Here is an 18,848-nt window from a genome sequence, read left to right as displayed (position 1 = left end):
GCCGTCCGGACGGCCAGGTACGGTGGCCGGCGGTCCAGTCGGCTAGACTTTCCGCTTCCCTGCAGCAGTCCCGGGCATGAATCCCAACTACCTCGACTTCGAACAGCCGATCGCGGACCTCGAGGCCAAGATCCACGAACTGCGCCAGGCCAGCAACGGCCCGGCGGTCAACATCGACACCGAGATCCACGCGCTGCAGGACAAGCTGCGCAAGCGCACCGCGCACATCTTCCGCGACCTCAGCCCCTGGCAGGTCTCGCAGCTCGCGCGGCATCCGATGCGTCCGTACACGCTGGACTACATCAAGGTGTTCTGCGACGGGTTCGAGGAACTGGCCGGCGACCGCGCCTACGCCGACGACCCGGCGATCGTGGGCGGCCTGGGCCGGATCAACGGCCGGCCGGTGGTGATCATCGGCCACCAGAAGGGCCGCGACACCAAGGCCAAGGTGCGCCGCAACTTCGGCATGCCGCGCCCGGAGGGCTACCGCAAGGCGCTGCGGCTGATGAAGATGGCCGAGCGCTTCAAGCTGCCGCTGCTGACCTTCATCGACACGCCTGGCGCCTATCCCGGCATCGGCGCGGAGGAGCGCGGCCAGTCCGAGGCCATCGCCCGCAACCTGATGGAAATGGCCGAACTCAGGACCCCCGTGATCTGCACCGTGATCGGCGAGGGCGGCTCGGGCGGCGCGCTGGCCATCGGCGTGGGCGACCGCACCATCATGCTCGAGTACAGCACCTACTCGGTAATCTCGCCCGAGGGCTGCGCGTCGATCCTGTGGAAGGACGCGGGCAAGGCGCGCGACGCCGCCGAACAGCTGGGCCTGACCGCCCGCCGGCTGCGCGGGCTGGGCCTGGTCGACAAGGTCGTGCGCGAGCCGATCGGTGGCGCCCACCGCAATCCGCGCCAGACCGCGGTGCGGCTCAAGACCGTGCTGATGAACGAGCTCGACGCGCTGCAGCAGCTGCCGCTCGACGAACTGGTGCAGCGCCGCTACGAGCGCCTGCGCGGCTACGGCGCCTACGACAACGCCTGAGCCGCGCGTCGCGGGTGCCGGCGCGCGCGGGCAACAGGGGGAGGCGGTGACCCGGTCCGAACGCAGCATGGCAGCCGCGGCGCCGCTCGTCCTGGCGGCGGCGCCGCTGGAACGGCCGCTGCTGGTGGGCTACAGCGGCGGCCTCGACTCGACCGCGCTGCTGCACCTGCTGGCCAGCGACGCCGCCGCGCGCGCGCGCGGCGTGCGCGCCATCCACGTCCACCATGGCCTGCATCCCGATGCCGGCAGCTGGGCGCGGCACTGCCTCGACACCTGTCGCGGGCTGGGCGTGCCGCTCGAGGTGGTGGAAGTGAGGGTCGCGCGCGACGGCGGCAGCGGCCTGGAGGCGGCCGCGCGGGCCGTGCGCCACGCCGCCTTCGCCGATGCGCTGGGCGCGGACGAGGTACTGGTGCTGGGCCACCACCGGGACGACCAGGCCGAGACCTTCCTGCTGCGCGCCCTGCGCGCCTCGGGCGCCGACGGACTGGCCGCGATGCGCCCGTGGCGGCGTTTCGCCGGCGGCTGGATGTGGCGGCCGCTGCTCGGGCATCCGCGCCAGGCGCTGCTCGCCCATGCGCAACGCAACGCCCTGCGCTGGATCGAGGATCCGTCCAACGACAGCGAAGCGCACGACCGCAATTTCCTGCGCCACCAGGTCATGCCCCTGCTGCAGGCCCGCTGGGCGCACGCCGGCGCCGCGTTCGCACATGCCGCCGCGCTGCAACGCGAGGCTTCCGAACTGCTGGAGGAATCCGACGCACAGGCGCTCGCCCGCCTGCGTGGCGTCGATCGGAACTGCCTGCACGTCGCGCCACTGGCCGCGCTGCCGGCCGCGCGTCGCGCCCGGGTGCTGCGGCGCTGGGTGGACGAAACCGGCCTGCCGCCGCTGCCGTCGCGCGGCGTCGCGCAGCTCGCGCCGCTGCTTGCCGCCGGGCAGGACGTGCGCGGCGAGTTCGCCTGGCACGGCGCGGTCATCCGTCGCTGGCGCGACCTGCTCTACGCCGGCATGCAGCCGCCCGTGCCCGAAACCGCGCCCCGGGCGTGGGACGGCCGCGCACCACTGCACTGGGGGGGCGGCACGCTCGCGCTGGAGCCGGCGCTGGCGCCTGGCGAAACCTTCGAAACGCAGGAGGATGCCGACGCACCCGCCTTCATGGCGCATCCGCGCGGTGGCGGCGAGCGCATCGTCCTGCCCGGCCGCGCCCACTCGCACGCGCTCAAGCACGTGCTGCAGGACCTGGGCGTGCCGCCCTGGACCCGCGAACGCCTGCCGCTGCTCTCCGATCGCGCCGGCACGCTGCTCGCCGCCGGCGATCTCGTGCTGTCGGGCCGCTTCGATGCCTGGCTGCGCCGCACGGGTCGGCGACTGCGCTGGGATGGCGCGGACTGAGCGCCACGACCATGTCGTCCGCCGGCGCCTGGCTTACACTGCGCGCATGGGCCAGAAAGCCGAAACCGCCGCCTCCGACGCGTCTCCCGTCGCCGACTTCGAATCCTCGCTCGACCAGCTCGAACAGCTGGTGGAGAAGATGGAACACGGCGAGATGAGCCTGGAGGAATCCCTCGCCGCCTACGAGCGCGGCGTGGGCCTGTATCGCCACTGCCAGCAGGCGCTGGAACAGGCGGAGCTGCGCGTGCGCCTGCTCGCCGACCCCGACGCTCCGGAACGGGCCGAACCCTTCCCCGGCATCGATGGCGAGGCCTGAAGCCGGCGGGGCCGGGCTCGAGGGCATCCTCGCCGACTGGCGCCGCCGCACCGACACGACGCTGGCAGCCGCGCTCGACGCGCTCGACGGCCACACCGAACCCCGCTTGCTCGCGGCCATGCGCCATGCCGTACTGCTCGGCGGCAAGCGCATGCGTCCGCTGCTGGCCTATGCCAGCGGCCACGCCTGCGGGGCCGGCGCCGGCCAGCTGGACGCGGCCGCGGCCGCCGTCGAACTGGTGCATGCCTATTCGCTGGTGCACGACGACCTGCCCGCCATGGACGACGATGCCCTGCGTCGCGGCCAGCCCACCGTGCACGTGGCCTTCGACGAGGCCACCGCGATCCTCGCGGGCGACGCGCTGCAGTCGCTGGCGTTCACGTTGCTGGCCGGCGCGCCGCTGCCGGACGCCACCCGCGTGGCGATGCTTGCCGAACTGGCCGGCGCGGCCGGCGCGGCCGGCATGTGCGGTGGCCAGGCCTTCGACCTGGCCGCAACCGGGACCGCGATCCCGCTCGGGGCGCTCGAGCGGCTGCATGCGCTCAAGACCGGGGCCCTGCTGCGCGCGGCGGTGCGCCTGGGCGCCATCGCCGCCGGGGGCGACGCGCAGGCGCGCCAGGGACTGGACACATTCGCGCAGGCGCTGGGCCTGGCCTTCCAGATCCGCGACGACCTGCTCGACATCGAGGGCGACAGCGCCACGCTGGGCAAGACCGCCGGCAAGGACGTCGCCCAGGACAAGGCGACCTTCCCCGCCCTGATCGGCGCCGACGCTTCGCGCGAACGGCTGGCCGGACTGGCGCGGGACATGGCGCAGGCGCTGGACGCCCTGCCCGGCGACACCGCGGCCCTGGCCGCGCTGGCCCGTCGCGCCATCGAACGCGACCACTGAAGAAGGCGCGGCATCGCCGCCCCGTTGCGCTCAGAGCAGGCGCAGGGTCAGCGGATAGCGGTAATCCTCGCCGTTCCAGGCCCGCACCGCGGCCACGATGCCGCACGCCAGCCACATCACCGCGATCGCGCCAGCCGCAACCAGCAGCATGAGGCCCGCCGGCAAGGTCAGGATCAGGCCGAGGCCCAAGGTGAGCACGGTCGCGCCGAGCAGCAGCGCGCCGACCAGGCACACCGCGCAGGCATACAGGAACATGCTCAGGTTGAAGTTGAACGCCTCGCGGGCGTGCGCGGCGATGAACGGCGATTCGTCGCGCTTGAGCAGCCAGACCAGGCCGGCGGCGAGCATGCCGGCGAATCCGGCGGTCCAGCTGGTGAGCAGCGCCAGTACCAGCGCGGCCACGTGCGCGCCCGCGGCCCACTGCCGATCGGCCGGCGACGCGTCTTCACGATGCAGCATGGCATTCATCGTCCGTCTCCCGCCGGAAACGGTCCGGCGCAGGAACGATGTTGCTCCCGCCAGCGGGGAACTCAACCCAACTGAAGCACTAGGGCGCGCATGGCGCCGTCGCACGCCGCGGGAGCAGGCTCCCGCGGCGGCAGTCGGTGCAGCCGGTCAGTTGATCAGGCGGATGGCGAACGGATAGCGATAGTCCTCGCCCTTGTTCGCGGCCAGCCCGGCGATGATGCTGAAGATGATGCAGACGATCCACAGCAGGAGGTTCAGCAGCGCGCCGATCAGGATGATCGACAGCACCATGCCGATGATGTAGCCGAACAGCAGCGTGATCTGGAAGTTCAGCGCTTCCTTGGACTGGCTGACGAGGAAGGCGCGATCGCCCTTGTCCTTGTTGATCAACCAGACCACCAGCGGCACGATGAAGCCGAGGATGATCCCGGACAGATGGGTCAGCATCGCAATGGTGCGGTCGTCCTGGCTGGCGCCGCCTTGAACCGGATTGGTGTCGCTCATGTGTTTCCCCTGGGCTGTGGATGGGGCGGATGGAATGGCCACGCCACGCTTCGCGTCCCCTGCGCGGCCAGGTCCAAGCATACCGTCAATCCGCGCCAGCCACCGTCATCCGCCCCAGCAGCATCGAACCGCAGCGGATGTGCGAACGCGGATCGACGTCGCGGCCCACCGCCTCGATGGCGAGGAACATCTCGCGCAGGTTGCCGGCGATGGTGATGCCGTCGACCGGATGCACGATCTGCCCGTTCTCGACCAGGAAGCCGGCCGCGCCGCGCGAGTAGTCGCCGGTCACGGTGTTGACGCCCTGCCCCATCAGTTCGGTCACCACCAGGCCGCGCCCCATGTCCCGCAGCAGCGAGTCGAAGTCGTCCGCATTGGCGCCGATCTCCAGGTTGTGCACGCCGCCGGCGTTGGCGGTGGTCTGCAGCCCCAGCTTGCGCGCAGAGTAGCTGCCCAGCACATAGCGCTGCAGCACGCCGCCATCGACCAGCGACGAGGCGCGCGTGGCCACGCCCTCGTTGTCCCACGCGGCCGAGCGCAGGCCGCGGCGCAGGAACGGGTCCTCATGGATCGAGAACCACGCCGGGAACAGCTGCGTGCCCACGCTGTCGAGCAGGAAGCTGGCGCGGCGGTACAGCGCCCCGCCCGAGACGGCACCGAGCAGGTGGCCGACCAGCGAGCGCGCCACTTCGGCTGGCAGCAGCACCGGATATTCGCCCGTCGCGATCGGCCGCGGCTGCAGCCGCGCCAGCGCGCGCTGCGCCGCGCGGCGCCCGATCGCGGCCGGCGCCTCCAGGTCGTCGGCGGCCAGGGCGAAGCTGTACCAGCCGTCGCGCTGCATGTCCTCGCCCTTGCCGGCGATCAGCGCGCAGCCGATGCTGTGGTGGGTGCCGCGTTCGCTGCCGACGAAGCCATGCGAGTTGGCGTACACGCTCAGCGAGGCGCTGGTGCTGACCGAGGCGCCGTCCGAATTGTCGATGCGCGCGTCGGCGTCGCGGCCTGCGGCCTCGCAGGCCAGGGCCAGGTCGACCGCGCGGTCCGCGCCGAGCGCCCAGGGATGCCAGTCGTCGAAGTCGGGCCAGCCGGCGGGGCCCGGCCGCGCCATCAGCCCGGCATCGGCCAGGCCGGCGGCGGCGTCGTCCTCGGTGAAGCGGGCGATCGCGCAGGCCTGCGCGACCGTGGCCTCGAGGCTGGATTCGCGCAGGTCGGCGGTGCTGGCGCTGCCCTTGCGCTTGCCGAAGTACACGGTCACCCCGATCCCGCGGTCGCGGGTGGATTCGACCGTCTCGACCTCGCCCATGCGCACGCCCACGCTCAGTCCGCGCTCCTCCGAGCACGAAACCTCGGCCTGGCTGGCCCCCTGGGCGCGGCAGGCGTCGAGCAGGCGCGCGGCCAGCGTCTCCAGTCGCTGCAGCCGGTCGAGGCTGTCGTCTTCGGTCACGGGCACGGCAACGCTGTTCAATGGCTTATCCTGATGCGATGAGAGGAAAGGACGAAGACACCGGCGAGTTCCTGTCGCCCAGCCGCAGCCAGCAGCGTCGCGAGGCGCTGGACGTGCTGGCGCTGGCCGACACGCTCACCGAACTCGAGCCCGGCCGGCTGGCCAAGCTGCCGGTGCCCGAACACCTGCTGCCGCACATCGCCGAGGCGCGGCGCATCACCTCGCACATCGCCCACAAGCGCCAGCTGGCCTTCCTGGCCAAGCAGATGCGACGCGAGGACGACGAGGTACTGGACGCGATCCGCGACGCGCTGGATGCCGGCGGCGAGGCGGCCCGGCAGGAAACCGCGCTGCTGCATCGCGTCGAGCGCTGGCGCGAACGGCTGCTGGAAGACGGCGATGCGGCGCTGGGCGAACTGCTGGACGCGCACCCGCGCGCCGACCGGCAGAAGCTGCGCCAGCTGGTGCGCAACGCGCTGGACGAGCGCACGCGCGGCAAACCGCCGCGCGCGTTCCGGGAGATCTTCCGCGAGGTGCGCGAGCTGCTGGTCGAAGCCGATCCCGCGGACGCCGACGGCGACGCCCCCGACGACGGGGCATGAGGGCACCGCGGCGGGACTCACGCCCGGGTCCCGCCCACCGTGATCTGCGACACCAGCAGCGAAGGCTGGCCCACGCCCACCGGCACGCTCTGGCCGTCCTTGCCGCAGGTACCCACGCCCTCGTCGAGCGCCAGGTCGTCGCCGACCATGGTCACGCGCTGCATGGTTTCCGGGCCATTGCCGATCAGGGTCGCGCCCTTGACCGGCGCCGTGATTTTCCCGTCCTCGATCAGGTAGGCCTCGGTCGCCGAAAACACGTACTTGCCGCTGGTGATGTCGACCTGACCGCCGCCGAAGTTGACCGCGTACAGGCCCTTCTTCACCGAGCGGATCATCTCCTCGCGCTCGTGCATGCCGGCCAGCATGTAGGTGTTGGTCATGCGCGGCATCACCAGGTGCGCGAACGACTCGCGGCGGCCGTTGCCCGTGGGCGCGACGCCCATCAGCCGCGCGTTGAGCGTGTCCTGCATGTAGCCGGTCAGCACGCCGTCCTCGATCAGGGTGGTGCAGGCCGTCGGCGTGCCCTCGTCGTCGATGTTGAGCGAGCCACGGCGGCCGCCCAGGGTGCCATCGTCGACGATGGTCACGCCCGGGGCCGCCACGCGCTGCCCCATGCGCCCGGCGTAGGTGCTCGTGCCCTTGCGGTTGAAGTCGCCTTCCAGGCCGTGGCCCACGGCCTCGTGCAGCAGCACGCCCGGCCAGCCGTTGCCCAGCACCACCGGCATGTTGCCGGCCGGCGCGTCGATGGCCTCGAGGTTGACCAGGGCCTGGCGCAGCGCCTCGCGCGCGAACTCCTCGGGGCGCCCGTCGGCCAGCAGCACGTCGTAGCCGTAGCGGCCGCCGTAGCCGGCGTAACCGCTCTCGCGGCGACCGCCCTGCTCGACGATCACCTGCACGTTGAGCCGCACCAGCGGACGCACGTCGCCGGCCAGCACGCCGTCGCTGCGCGCGACGAGCACCGTGTCGACGCCGCCGGTCAGGCTGACCATGACCTGCTTCACCCGCGGATCGGCCGCGCGCAGCGCGCGGTCGACCCGGCGCAGCGCTTCGACCTTGGCGGCGTTGTCCATCGCATCGACCGGATCGCGCGCCGGATACAGCCCGCCGCCGCCGCGTCCCGCCACCTCCAGGCCACGCGGCATGCGCGTGGCGCCGTCGCGCGCGATGGCGCGCGCCGAGTGCGCCGCTTCCAGCAGCGCCGCGCCATTGATGTCGTCGGAATAGGCGAAGCCGGTCTTCTCGCCGCTGATCGCGCGCACGCCCACACCCTGTTCGATCGAGTGCGCACCATCCTTGACGATGCCGTCTTCCACGCTCCAGCTCTCGCGCCGCGAATGCTGGAAATACAGGTCGCCGAAGTCGATGCCGGGCCCCAGCAGCGCGCCGAACATGCGTTCGAGCTGGGGGGCGTCGAGGCCGGCCGGCAGCAGCAGGCGCGACTGGGCGAGGGTGAGCGCGGATTCGGTATTGTCCATGCGGGCAGTCTGGGGGTTGCGACGCCGATCGCAAGCCCGGCGGCGTGAGGGGTCAGTGGATGCGCGACGGCAGGCCTGCCGGCGGCGCGGCGGCAGCCTGCGGCGCCGAGGGCGCTTCGACCACTTCGACCTTCGGATCCTTCCACGGACCGGTTACCCGATAGGTGCGCGCGTTCATCTCGCCCAGCGGGCGCTTGAGCATCGCGTTGGCCACCGCGCCCACCGCCGCGCCCACCGGGCCGCCGGCGATCGCGCCAACTGCGGGCAGCAGGTTGCCGGTGCGCGGATGCACTTCGATGATCTGGTCGTGGGTCTGTTCGCGCAGGTCGCTGCGGCCGCGCATGCGGATCTCCGCGGCCGGGCCGTCGATGGCCATGCCGTCGCTGCGCGCGGTCCCCGCCGCGAAGCTCACCGTGCCGTCGATCCGGTCGAAGGCGAAGCCCTTGGAGAAGAAGTCGCGGAAGTCGAGCATCAGCCGTCGCGGCAGCTGCGCGACGCCGAGCAGGCCGAGCACGCGGCCGGCACCGGGTTCGACCTCGGCCAGGCGTCCGTCGGCGATCGACACCGTCAGCTCGCCGCGGATCGCGCCGAGCGCGAAATCGGCCGGACTGCGCGGCCATTCGGCTTCGAAGCGCAAACGCCCCTCGCCGCCGTCGATGCTGTTGCCGAAGCCCATCCCGGCCATCAGCTCGCCGAAATCGCCGCTCTCGGCATCGACGTGCAGCCGCGTGCGCGCGGACGCGCCGCGCCCGGTCCAGCTGCCGCCCGCGTCCAGGCGCTGGCTGGGGGAGCGCGTCTGGAGCTGCTCGATCTCCAGGCCATGGGCCGTGGCGCGGGTGCGCAGTTCGAGCTGGCCCAGGGCGAGCGCGCCAAACCGGAAATCCTCCACCTGCAGCTGCAACGGCGGCACCCGGGACGGATCGATCTCCGCGTCCGCCGGTCCGGACGGCGTCTGCCCGGGCGCCGAAGCCGGCGCCGTCGCAGACGCCTGCGCGCCCTCCGCCGCCGGCTGCGGCGACAGCAGCGCGGCCGGCTGCCAGTGCAGGCGCTCGAAACGGCCCGTCACCGCGCCACGCGGGCCGCGCGGGACCTGCAGCGCGCCGGCCAGCGTTTCGCCGTCGAAGCGGACACTGGTCAGCGCCGCATCCTGCGACACCTGCACGCGGGTGGCGGGGAAACGCGTGCCGAGCAGCCGCAGGGTGCCGACCGCCACGTCGATGCCGCGCAGCGCCAGGCCGCCATCCTCGCCGCCACCGTCGCCACCGCCCGCCAGCGCCGTCCAGCCCAGCAGGTCGAGTTCGGGGGTGCGCCCGCCCACCACCAGGCCACTCGCCGGCGGCGGCTCCGGCACGGCTGAGGCGCCCAGCAACACCCGGATGCCGGTGCCGGCGCGCGTACTGCGCGCGCGCAGCGCCAGGCGGTTGCCCATTGCCACGGCGACATCTGCATCCTCCAGCGGCAGGGTGGCGGTGACCGTCGTGGGCAGGGTGTCCGCGGCCGGCTTGCGCAGCGGCTCGGGCAGATCCAGCGCGGTGCCGACCAGGTTCGAGCGCAGCTGCAGGCGGGTGGCGGCGGCGCCGGGGCGTGCGCTGCGCGCCACCGTCACGCCCACCTGCCACTGCGAGCGCCCGGACATGTGCGGCCGCAGCCAAGCCAGGCGCGGCGCCTGCTCCAGCAGCTCGGCCGTCGACAGTTCCGCATCGAGCGCGGCCTCGAACGCGGCGCCCGGATCGCGCACGTGGCCGCGGCCGGCGCGCAGCGACAGCGTCGACGCGCGACCGTCGTGCATGGCCGCCAGGCCCTCGCCGCGGAAGCCGTGCCGGTCGTAGCGCGCCAGGCCCCGCACCCGCTGCAGTTCCAGGTTCCAGCGCGCCTCGCCCATGGCCACGCCGCGCAGGTCCACCTCGCCGTCCACGCCGGGCGGTACCCCGCTGCCGTCCAGCGGCAGCGACAGCGCGAACGTCGCGGCCAGCGGCCCGGACGCCGACAGGCTGTCCAGCGTGTCCTCGATGCCCTTGCGCAGCGGACTGTGCCGCAACAACGCCAGCACCTTGCCCGCATCGCCCGCCGGACGGGCGCGCACATCCAGCAGCGCCGTGGAGTAGTGGTCCAGCCGGGCCCGGATATCGTCCACCTCGACGCCGGCGATCGCTCCGGCGCCCTGCACGCTGAAGCCGTCGTTGACGAAGGCCACGTCGGCGTCGAGCTTCTCGAGCGCCGGCCAGCCCTCGTGGAAGCGCACGGTGGCGTCGTCCAGCCGCGCCCGGGCGTCGAAGATGCCGCGATGCTGCCCGCCTTCGCGCGTGCCGAACGGCCAGTCGTCCAGGTCGCCGCGCAGCACCGCCCGCCCCCCGCGCACGCTGCCCGCGACCAGGGCGTCGTCGAGCCAGCGCTCGGCGGCGTCCGGCATCAGGTGCCGTACCCAGAACCGTCGCGCCACCGACACCTGCGCATCGTCGAGTTCCGCCGCCAGGTCCAGTACCGGCCGGGTTCCGTCGTTCTGGAACCAGATGCCGCCGCGCACGTCGGCCGCGTAGCCTTCGCCCTGCACCCGCAGCGCCGGCGTCCCGATCCGCAGGCCCTCGCCTTCGCGCCAGCCGACGACCTCGCCGCGCAGGGTCACCGGATGCGGCGCGCCGAATCCGGACGGCCAGTCGAAGCGCACCACCGCGTCGGCGTCGGGCACGAACCGGAATCCCTGCGCGTCGCCCGACAGCGTCCCCGCCAGGCCGTCGAGTCCCGGCGTATCGCCGACGCTGGCGAAGCGCAGCGCCCGCACGCTCGCCTGCGCCTGCATGCGGCCGTGCCCGTCGCGGGCCACCGCCAGGTCGCGGATCACGGCCTGGGGCGCGGCGCCGAGCAGCCAGCGGCGCAGGCCCGGGTCGAGGCGATCGCCCAGCGCCAGCAGCGACAGCAGCGGCCCGGCGTCGATCTGCCCGGCGCGCAAGGCGAAGCGCTCGCCACCGGCCGCGGCCAGGCCGTCGAGCACCTGCGGCGCATCGGCCGTGCCCAGGCGCAGCTGCGGCGCATCCAGCCGCCAGCCTTCGGCCGACTGCTGCCAACGCGCGCGCGCCTCGACCCGTTCGAATGCCAGTCGCGGCGGTTCGTCCCGACCCGGCAACGCTGCGCCGCGCAGGCCGACACCGGTCAGCGCGGCGTCCAGCGTGGCCTGGGTGACGCGCTTGTCCTGCAACTGCAGCCACAGCTGCGCCCGTCCCTGGCCGGACTCCACCGCTGCGCCGGCGAAGCGCAGCAGCGGCGCCCAGGCCGCGGCATCGGCGCGCAGCGCGGCGACGTGGACATGGCCGTCGCCCGCGTGGCGGTCGAGATCGAGCGCCAGGTCCAGCGGCGGAGCGGAGACGTCGATCCAGGCACGCGCGGCCGCACGCACCTGCGCACCGTCGACCTGCAGGCGCAGGTCGATGCGCGGCAGGGTGGTCGCAGGTCCGAAGGCGGGCGCATCCACGGTCAGCGCCCCGTCGATCACCTGCAGCTCACCCAGGCGTTCGAGCATGGCGAGCGGATCGCCATCGGCCTGCTCGGCGCCGGGCAGGCCGCGCACCTGCCAGCGTCCGTCCCCGGCGCGCTCCAAGGTCAGCTGCAGGCCGCGCAGGCGCAGCTCGGTAAAGGATCGACCCGGCAACAGGCCCGCGTACTGCGACACCAGCATCTCGGCCGCGCCAATGCGCACCGCATCCTCGCCCGCGCCGATCCGCAGGCCGTCGAAGCGCAGCAGCGGACCGCGTCGCGTCCACTCGGTGCGCAGCCGGTCGAAGGCCACGGGACGTCCCGCGCGGTCTTCCAGCCACGCGGCCACCCGGTCCGGATGGCGCTCGGCCAGCGGCAGCAGCCGGCTCACCGCGCCCGCGACCAGCGCCAGCAGCACCAGCGCGGCCGCCAGTGCATACCACGCGCCGCGGCGCGCCAGCCGCAGCCGGCGACGAAGCGGCGTGGTCATCGGCGGCACGCTCCGCGCGCCGCAGGGATCGGGGATCGGGGATGCGGGATCCGGATGCGCCCGACTTCCCGAATCCGGTATCCCGAGCCACAAATCCCGGCGTCACAACAAGACGACATCGAACTGTTCCTGCAGGTACTGCTCGTCGGCCTGGAAGCGGATCGACTTGCCGAGGAACTCCTCCAGCTCGGCCACCGCGGTCGATTCGTCCTCGGTGATGCGTGCGACCACCTTGGGCGAGGCGATCACCAGCAGCCGCTCGGCCTCGAACTGGCGCACCGCGCGCACGATCTCGCGGAAGATCTCGTAGGTCACCGTTTCCGGCGTCTTGACCATGCCGCGGCCGCCGCAGGCATTGCAGGTTTCGCTGAGCTGGCGCTGCAGGCTCTCGACCGTGCGCTTGCGCGTCATCTCCACCAGGCCCAGCGGCGAGAAGTCGTAGACGGTGGTCTTGGCGTGGTCCTTGACCAGCGATTTTTCCAGCGTGCGCAGCACCTGCCGGCGGTGCTCGTCGTCGACCATGTCGATGAAGTCGATGATGATGATGCCGCCGAGGTTGCGCAGCCGCAGCTGCCGCGCCACCGCCTGCGCGGCTTCGAGGTTGGTGCGGTACACCGTTTCCTCGAGGTTGCGCTGGCCCACGAACGAGCCGGTGTTGACGTCGACCGTGGTCATCGCCTCGGTCTGGTCGATCACCAGGTAGCCGCCGGATTTGAGCGGTACCTGCTTGTCCAGCGCGCGCTGGATCTCGTCCTCGACCCCGTACAGGTCGAAGATCGGGCGGTTGCCGGTGTACAGCTCGATGCGCTCGGCCAGCACCGGCATGTACTTGGCCACGAACGCCTGCAGGCGGTCGAAGGTCTCGCGCGAATCGACCTTCACCTTTTCCACGTCCTTGCGGATCAGGTCGCGCACCGCACGCAGCGGCAGGCTCAGGTCCTCGTAGATGCAGGTCTGCACCGGCGCCTCGCGCGAACGCCGGGCGACGATGTTCCAGACCCGCGACAGGTAGGCCAAGTCCTCGCCCAATGCGTCGGCCGGCTGGCCTTCGGCATTGGTGCGCACGATGTAGCCCAGCGGCTCTTCCGGCGTCGACGCCTGGGCGACCAGGGCCTTGAGTCGCGCCCGCTCGGCCTCGTCCTCGATCCGCGCCGAGACGCCGATCACCCGCGACTGCGGCAGCAGCACCAGGTAGCGCGAGGGAATGCTGAGCTGGGTGGTCAGCCGCGCGCCCTTGCTGCCGATCGGGTCCTTGACCACCTGCACGATCACTTCCTGCCCGTCGCGCAGCAGTTCGGTCACCGGGCGCACCGGCTGCGGCACCGGCGGCAGGGTGTCGTCCACCGCTTCCGGCTGCGCCGGGCGCACCACGTCGTTGGCGTGCAGGAACGCGGTGCGCTCCAGGCCGATGTCGACGAAGGCGGCCTGCATGCCCGGCATGACCCGCTGCACCCGGCCCTTGTAGATGTTGCCCACCACGCCACGGCGCCAGCCGCGCTCGATGTGCAGCTCCTGCAGCATGCCGTTCTCGACCACCGCCACGCGGGTCTCGCGCGGGGTGACGTTGACCAGGATTTCTTCCGACATCAGCCGATCACTCCCCTGCCCCGCCCGTGGACGAGGATGCCGGCGCGGGCGAGGGGAAGGCGGTCGCGACCCCGAACCCGTGCAGCAGCGCCGCCGTTTCGTGCAGCGGCAGCCCCATCACGCCCGAATAGCTGCCCTGGAGCCGCCGGACGAACCGTTCCGCGCCACCCTGGATGGCGTAGGCGCCGGCGCGGCCCATCGGCTCGCCGCTGGCGACATAGGCCGCGATCTCCCGCTCGTCCAGCGGCGCGAAGCTGACCTGCGAGATGCAGACCACCTGCGCCTCGCGGCCCGCCGACACCAGGCTGACTGCCGAAATCACCTCGTGGGTGCGCCCGGACAGGCGGCGCAGCATGGCCGCGGCATCGGCCCCATCGCGCGGCTTGCCGAAGACCTCGTCGTCCAGCACCACCTCGGTGTCGGCGCCCAGCACCAGCGCGCCCGGCACCGCCACCACCTCAAGCAGGCCGGCCCCGGCCTTCTCGCGGGCGACGCGGCGCACGTAGTCCCCGGGCGGCTCGCCCGGCGCGCGCTGTTCGGGAACGTCCACGTCGACGACGCCGAAGTCCACGCCGAGGCGCGCCAGAAGCTCGCGCCGGCGCGGCGATTGGGAGGCAAGATGCAGCATCCGGGAAGGATACCCGTGGCAGCCGGTCCGCCGGCCGGGGATGCGGGGTCAACCCCGTTCAGGCTCACGGGCCGTTCACCGGATCCTGACGACCCTTCCCTGCCACTCCCCGGAGATCATCATGTTCCGATCCACCTCCGCGCGCCTCCTGCTCGCCGGACTCCTCGCCCTGGGGCCCTTCACGATGACCCATGCACAAGACCTCGCCGCCGCCTCCCGCGACGGCACCCTGCTGTCGGTCAGCGCGCAGGCCGAGGCCAGCCGCACCCCCGACATCGCCAGCCTGTCGACCGGCGTGGTGACCCAGGCCACCGACGCCGCCGCCGCGCTCCAGGCCAATTCCGCGCAGATGGCCAAGGTGGTGGCCACCATCCGCGCCGCCGGCGTGGCCGACCGTGACATCCAGACCAGCGGCATCAGCATCCACCCGCAATACCGCCATGCCGAGAACCAGCCGCCGACCATCACCGGCTACCAGGCCAGCAACACGGTCGAGATCAAGGTGCGCGACATCGGCAAGCTCGGCCAGGTGCTCGACGCGCTGGTCGCCAGCGGCGCCAACCAGGTCCACGGCCCGAGCTTCGGCATCGACAAGCCCGAGGCCGTCTACGACGAAGCCCGCCAGGCCGCGCTCAAGCAGGCACAGGCGCGCGCGGAGATGTACGCGCAGTCGCTGGGCCTGCGCGTGCGCAGGATCGTGAGCATCAGCGAGGGTGGCGGTTTCCAGCCGCCGATGCCGATGATGAAGACCATGGCGATGGATGCGCGCATGGAATCGGCCCCGGTGTCGCCCGGCGAGACCACGCTCTCGGCCAACCTCGACGTCGTGTTCGAACTGGGGAAGTGACCATGCCGAAGGATCCACGCAAGTCCGACGACCGTTCCGGCTATCGCGAGTCCGAGCCGCGCGACCAGGAGGAAGCGCGCAAGTCGGGCGCGACCAGGCAGCCCAATCCCGATGCCGGCGGCCTCGACCGCGAACCCGAAGGCGACGGCAAGAACGAAGGCGACTGAGCGGCGGACACGCTCCCTGGCGGTGGCCGCAGGCGCGGCCGCCGCCGGGCGGCGCGCCGACCCTGCTTTTTCGTTTTCGCCCGCACGGGCGAAGCGCGACCGTTCTTATCGCCGACGGGACATGGGCGGCGACTGGCTGCCGGCCCGGCCTCCTCCAACCCGCGAACGGCTCCGTGACCTGGCCGCATGGCCCACGCCGCTGGCCGCACGCGTCCGTCGCGCCCCCGGCGCCGCCCATCGGCGCACCTCGCACCTTCCACTTCCGTCGCATTGCGGTCGCTGCGCCGCGGGCGTAGCGTCGAGCTGCAATCGAGGTCGCGCGCCACCGCGGGACACCAGGCTCCATCGCAACCCCGCTCCCGCCGGCGGCGCGTTCACAGCCAGACGACGGCCTTGCCGGCCGTCGGCCAACGCGGAGGTGGACCATGGTGTTGCAGCAGACGCACTCGACACGACACGGCGCGCAGGCGCCCGGCCTGGACGTCAACCGTATCCTCGGCATCAGCAGCACGCTCGCGCTCAACGTGCTCGCGCTGGCGATGCTGCTGGCGCCGATGACCCTGCCGGCGCCGCCAACGCGGGCCGAGCGCACGCCGGACCTGCAGGTGGTCCCGATCGTGCCGATCGAACCTCGCACCCTGCCGCCGCCGGAAGTGGTGCCGGTGACGCCGCCTCGCGTGCAGCCGCGCCCGACGATGCGCGAGACCGTCGTCGCGCCGCCCGCCGTGGACGTGCCGATCCTGGTCGAGCAGGGCGTGTTCATCGAATCCGTGCCCGATACGCCGGCGACGCCGGGCGAGGTGGTCCCGATGGCGCCGTCCGGGCCGGTCACCGGCATGCAGCTGCAGTACGACCGGGCGCCTTCGCCGGACTATCCGCGCCTGGCCATCCAGCGCGGGCTGGAAGGCGTGGTGCTGCTGCGGATCCTGGTCGACACCGATGGCCGTCCGCTGGAGGTGCGGATCGAGCAGAGCAGCGGCCACGCCATCCTCGATCGCGAGGCGCTGCGCCACGTGCAGCGCCACTGGACGTTCCGCCCGGCCCTGCGCGACGGCCAGCCGGTGCAGGCCGTGGGCATCGTGCCGATCGACTTCCACCTCGACCGCGGCTGATCCTGCGTCGCGCGTCCCGAAAAGCCCGCCGCCAGGCGGGCTTTTCGCGTGGTGGCCGCCGCGCGACCCGCCGAGCCTCGCGCCGGTCGTGCCCGTTACGGCGCAAACCCCTTCAGGCGCGATGGTAGGGATGGTTGGCCAGCATCGCCGCGGCGCGATACAGCTGCTCGGCCAGCACCAGGCGCACCAGCATGTGCGGCAGGGTCAGCGGACCGAGCGCCCAGGATTCGTCGGCGCGCGCCAGCACGTCGGGCGCATGCCCCTCGGGGCCTCCGATGAGGAAGGCCAGGTCGCGGCCCTGCCCGCGCCAGTGTTCCAGCCGCTGCGCGAGCTGTTCGGACGACCAGGCCTTGCCGCGGCCGTCCAGCGCGACCACCAGGGTGTTGCGCGGCACCGCCGCCAGCACCCGCGCGCCCTCGTCGTGCATCGCGCGCACCGCGTCGCGCCCCTTGCCGCGAAGGCCCGGCTCGACCTCCACCAGCTCCAGCGGCAGCCAGTGCGACAGCCGCTTGCGGTATTCGGCAAAGCCGTCCGCGACCCAGGCCGGCGCACGCTCGCCTACGGCGACCAGACGCGCCTTCAAGGCGTGTTCCCGGCGTGGCGGCGGCAGCGGAGGCGGGCCTGCATCGCGCCAGTATCCCATCCACGCCGCATGCGGCCCACCACGACGGCCGCCAACGCGCCATTGCAGGAGGCCTGCGTGCCCGCGATCGCCAACCCGCCGCCGCGGCCGGCGACGCAGGCACCACATCGGATAGAGTGCGCGCCATGCGCCGTTCCCCTGCCGCCCTGCTCCTGTTGTGCCTGTTCGCCTGTACCAGCGTTGCCCACGCCTGGAACGGCTACGGCCACCGCCTCGTCGCCGACCTGGCCGAACCCCTCCTCGACCCGCAGGCGCGCGCCGAAGTGCAGCGCCTGCTGGCGCTGGAAGGCGCCTCGTCGATGGCCGAGGTGGCCAGCTGGGCAGACGACCTGCGCAGCAGCGGCACGGAGCTGGGGCGCCGCTCGGCCGGCTGGCACTTCGTCAACATGGCCGAGGACGGCTGCGCCTTCGATGCCGCGCGCCACTGCGCCAACGGCAACTGCGTGGTCGCCGCGATCCGCGAGCAGGCCGCCATCCTCGGCGACCGCGCCCGGTCCGACGCCGAGCGCCTGCAGGCGCTGAAGTTCGTCATCCACTTCGTCGGCGACGCCCACCAGCCCATGCACGCCGGCTACGGCCACGACCGCGGCGGCAACCGGGTGCAGGTGCACGTGCACGGCAAGGGCAGCAACCTGCATGCGCTGTGGGACGACACCCTGCTCGGCTCGGCCGGCCTGGGCCAGGCGGCCTACGCCGACAGGCTGCAGCTCAGGCCCGACCAGCTGACCCCGGACGTGGGACCGTACACCCCGTCCGCCCCTGCGGTGTGGGCCGAGCAGTCCTGCCGGATCGCCACCGCGGCTGGCGTGTACCCGGACAAGGCCAGGATCAATGAGGCGTACCTGGCGCGGCATCGTCCCACGGCGGAACAGCAGATGCAGCTTGCTGGCGCGAGGCTCGCGGTTCTGCTGAACGCGTTGACCTGAGGATTCAACAGCGCGACTTCCGGCGATGCCACGACGGCGTCGTGCCGGTCGCGGTTTCGCCCACGATTTCCGCTCCGCGGCATCCGCAAGGATGAACGCGAACCCGGCGGTCGGACCGGTCGCGCAATCGTCACCGAATCGCGTTATGCTCGGATTCCGATGGAGTCTGACAGAGCGCAGCTTCGCGTGGTTCCGACCGGAATCCCTGGGATTCCGACCGGCTTCGTCGCTTCCGGACTTCCCCGCCCGCACGCCCTGCCGCATCGTCTAGATTCGGTGCGCCTGCTCTCGCTCGATGCCCACGGCCGCGCGCTCAACTGGATCAGCTGGCAGGACGCGGCCTGTCTGTACGCGCGCGAGGCGGTGGCCTGGACACTGGGCGATCCCTGCCTGAGCGTGCGCGGCGGCACCAGTCGCGAAACCGGCGCGCGCACGACGCTGGACCTGCATCCGATCATCGCTGCGCGCGGGACGGTGCGTCCGCAAGCGCTCGATCCCACGCCCGCGCTCACCAACGCCTCCCTGTTCGCGCGCGACCAGCACCTGTGCATGTACTGCGGCAAGGACTACAGCCGCCAGCTGCTCACCCGCGACCACGTGGTGCCGCTTTCGCGCGGCGGCCGCGACATCTGGGAAAACGTGGTCTGCGCCTGCTTCCACTGCAATTCGCGCAAGGGCGGGCGCACGCCGCAGCAGGCCTCGATGCCGCTGCTGGCGATTCCCTACCGGCCGAGCTGGATCGAGCACCTGATCCTGTCCAACCGCAACATCCTGGCCGACCAGATGGCCTTTCTGCGCTCGCACCTGCCCAAGCGCAGGCGGCGGCGCCAGTAGCGCGGACGCCGCCAGGCCCGGC

Annotated in this window: 18 protein-coding genes; 10 read left to right on the top strand and 8 right to left on the bottom strand. The window is 72.5% G+C overall.

Features of this window, described 5'->3' with window-relative positions; genetic code table 11:
- Nucleotides 1-76 precede the first annotated feature (76 nt).
- The 4 genes from Q0863_RS16445 (at nucleotide 77) to Q0863_RS16430 (ending at nucleotide 3,634) form a co-directional block, all read left to right on the top strand.
- On the top strand, nucleotides 77-1,036 hold the full coding sequence (locus Q0863_RS16445; RefSeq protein ID WP_298580983.1) for an acetyl-CoA carboxylase carboxyltransferase subunit alpha: 960 nt from the start codon (nucleotides 77-79) through the stop codon (nucleotides 1,034-1,036).
- Nucleotides 1,037-1,103: 67 nt separating this feature from the next.
- Nucleotides 1,104-2,426, top strand: coding sequence for a tRNA lysidine(34) synthetase TilS (gene tilS, locus Q0863_RS16440; RefSeq protein WP_298580980.1), 1,323 nt, complete (start codon nucleotides 1,104-1,106; stop codon nucleotides 2,424-2,426).
- 46 nt (nucleotides 2,427-2,472) lie between these two features.
- Nucleotides 2,473-2,742: an exodeoxyribonuclease VII small subunit gene (locus Q0863_RS16435; RefSeq protein ID WP_298580977.1), complete on the top strand. Its 270-nt coding sequence runs from the start codon at nucleotides 2,473-2,475 to the stop codon at nucleotides 2,740-2,742.
- Entirely contained in the window at nucleotides 2,729-3,634 is a 906-nt protein-coding gene (locus tag Q0863_RS16430; RefSeq protein WP_298580975.1) for a farnesyl diphosphate synthase, read from the top strand. The genes Q0863_RS16435 and Q0863_RS16430 overlap by 14 nt, the downstream gene beginning before the upstream one ends.
- A gap of 30 nt (nucleotides 3,635-3,664) precedes the next feature.
- Here the strand turns inward: Q0863_RS16430 and Q0863_RS16425 are convergent, their stop codons facing one another.
- From Q0863_RS16425 to pmbA, 3 genes are all read right to left on the bottom strand, one after another.
- The gene (locus Q0863_RS16425) at nucleotides 3,665-4,093 is read right to left on the bottom strand and encodes a DUF4870 domain-containing protein (RefSeq protein WP_298580972.1); all 429 of its coding nucleotides are present in this window, start codon (nucleotides 4,091-4,093) and stop codon (nucleotides 3,665-3,667) included.
- 156 nt (nucleotides 4,094-4,249) lie between these two features.
- On the bottom strand, nucleotides 4,250-4,606 hold the full coding sequence (locus tag Q0863_RS16420) for a DUF4870 domain-containing protein (RefSeq protein ID WP_298580970.1): 357 nt from the start codon (nucleotides 4,604-4,606) through the stop codon (nucleotides 4,250-4,252).
- Between the two features lie 85 nt (nucleotides 4,607-4,691).
- Nucleotides 4,692-6,068: a metalloprotease PmbA gene (gene pmbA, locus Q0863_RS16415; protein WP_298580968.1), complete on the bottom strand. Its 1,377-nt coding sequence runs from the start codon at nucleotides 6,066-6,068 to the stop codon at nucleotides 4,692-4,694.
- A 17-nt stretch (nucleotides 6,069-6,085) separates the two neighbouring features.
- Between pmbA and yjgA the strand changes: the two genes are divergently transcribed.
- Complete coding sequence (yjgA, locus tag Q0863_RS16410) at nucleotides 6,086-6,649, top strand: ribosome biogenesis factor YjgA (RefSeq protein WP_298581010.1); 564 nt, start codon at nucleotides 6,086-6,088, stop codon at nucleotides 6,647-6,649.
- Between the two features lie 17 nt (nucleotides 6,650-6,666).
- Here yjgA and tldD read toward each other — a convergent pair whose 3' ends face one another.
- From tldD to Q0863_RS16390, 4 genes are all read right to left on the bottom strand, one after another.
- Entirely contained in the window at nucleotides 6,667-8,124 is a 1,458-nt protein-coding gene (gene tldD, locus Q0863_RS16405) for a metalloprotease TldD (RefSeq protein WP_298580964.1), read from the bottom strand.
- A gap of 52 nt (nucleotides 8,125-8,176) precedes the next feature.
- Nucleotides 8,177-12,082 carry a YhdP family protein gene (locus Q0863_RS16400; protein ID WP_298580962.1) on the bottom strand — a complete coding sequence of 1,302 codons (3,906 nt, stop codon included), beginning with the start codon at nucleotides 12,080-12,082 and terminating at the stop codon, nucleotides 8,177-8,179.
- Between the two features lie 102 nt (nucleotides 12,083-12,184).
- Nucleotides 12,185-13,669, bottom strand: a complete 1,485-nt coding sequence (gene rng, locus Q0863_RS16395; protein ID WP_298580959.1) for a ribonuclease G — start codon at nucleotides 13,667-13,669, stop codon at nucleotides 12,185-12,187.
- A gap of 7 nt (nucleotides 13,670-13,676) precedes the next feature.
- The gene (locus Q0863_RS16390) at nucleotides 13,677-14,297 is read right to left on the bottom strand and encodes a Maf family nucleotide pyrophosphatase (protein ID WP_298580955.1); all 621 of its coding nucleotides are present in this window, start codon (nucleotides 14,295-14,297) and stop codon (nucleotides 13,677-13,679) included.
- A 184-nt stretch (nucleotides 14,298-14,481) separates the two neighbouring features.
- On the opposite strand from Q0863_RS16390, the gene Q0863_RS16385 reads away from it, so the two are divergent.
- The 3 genes from Q0863_RS16385 to Q0863_RS16375 all read left to right on the top strand — a co-directional run bounded on the left by Q0863_RS16385 (nucleotide 14,482) and on the right by Q0863_RS16375 (nucleotide 16,423).
- The gene (locus Q0863_RS16385; protein ID WP_298581007.1) at nucleotides 14,482-15,144 is read left to right on the top strand and encodes an SIMPL domain-containing protein; all 663 of its coding nucleotides are present in this window, start codon (nucleotides 14,482-14,484) and stop codon (nucleotides 15,142-15,144) included.
- Between the two features lie 2 nt (nucleotides 15,145-15,146).
- Nucleotides 15,147-15,311, top strand: a complete 165-nt coding sequence (locus Q0863_RS16380; RefSeq protein ID WP_298580952.1) for a hypothetical protein — start codon at nucleotides 15,147-15,149, stop codon at nucleotides 15,309-15,311.
- A gap of 425 nt (nucleotides 15,312-15,736) precedes the next feature.
- Nucleotides 15,737-16,423 carry an energy transducer TonB gene (locus Q0863_RS16375; protein WP_298580949.1) on the top strand — a complete coding sequence of 229 codons (687 nt, stop codon included), beginning with the start codon at nucleotides 15,737-15,739 and terminating at the stop codon, nucleotides 16,421-16,423.
- A gap of 112 nt (nucleotides 16,424-16,535) precedes the next feature.
- Here Q0863_RS16375 and rlmH read toward each other — a convergent pair whose 3' ends face one another.
- Nucleotides 16,536-17,006, bottom strand: coding sequence for a 23S rRNA (pseudouridine(1915)-N(3))-methyltransferase RlmH (gene rlmH, locus Q0863_RS16370; RefSeq protein WP_298580947.1), 471 nt, complete (start codon nucleotides 17,004-17,006; stop codon nucleotides 16,536-16,538).
- Nucleotides 17,007-17,191: 185 nt separating this feature from the next.
- Here rlmH and Q0863_RS16365 point away from each other — a divergent pair, with 185 nt between their 5' ends.
- Complete coding sequence (locus Q0863_RS16365) at nucleotides 17,192-17,992, top strand: S1/P1 nuclease (RefSeq protein ID WP_298580944.1); 801 nt, start codon at nucleotides 17,192-17,194, stop codon at nucleotides 17,990-17,992.
- Between the two features lie 159 nt (nucleotides 17,993-18,151).
- Nucleotides 18,152-18,826: an HNH endonuclease gene (locus Q0863_RS16360; protein WP_298580941.1), complete on the top strand. Its 675-nt coding sequence runs from the start codon at nucleotides 18,152-18,154 to the stop codon at nucleotides 18,824-18,826.
- The last annotated feature ends 22 nt before the right edge of the window (nucleotides 18,827-18,848 follow it).

This window comes from uncultured Luteimonas sp. (genome assembly GCF_947492465.1).
Lineage (GTDB): Bacteria > Pseudomonadota > Gammaproteobacteria > Xanthomonadales > Xanthomonadaceae > Luteimonas.
Note: the sequence above shows the minus strand (reverse complement) of the source record. Positions and strands in the feature narration are given on the sequence as shown.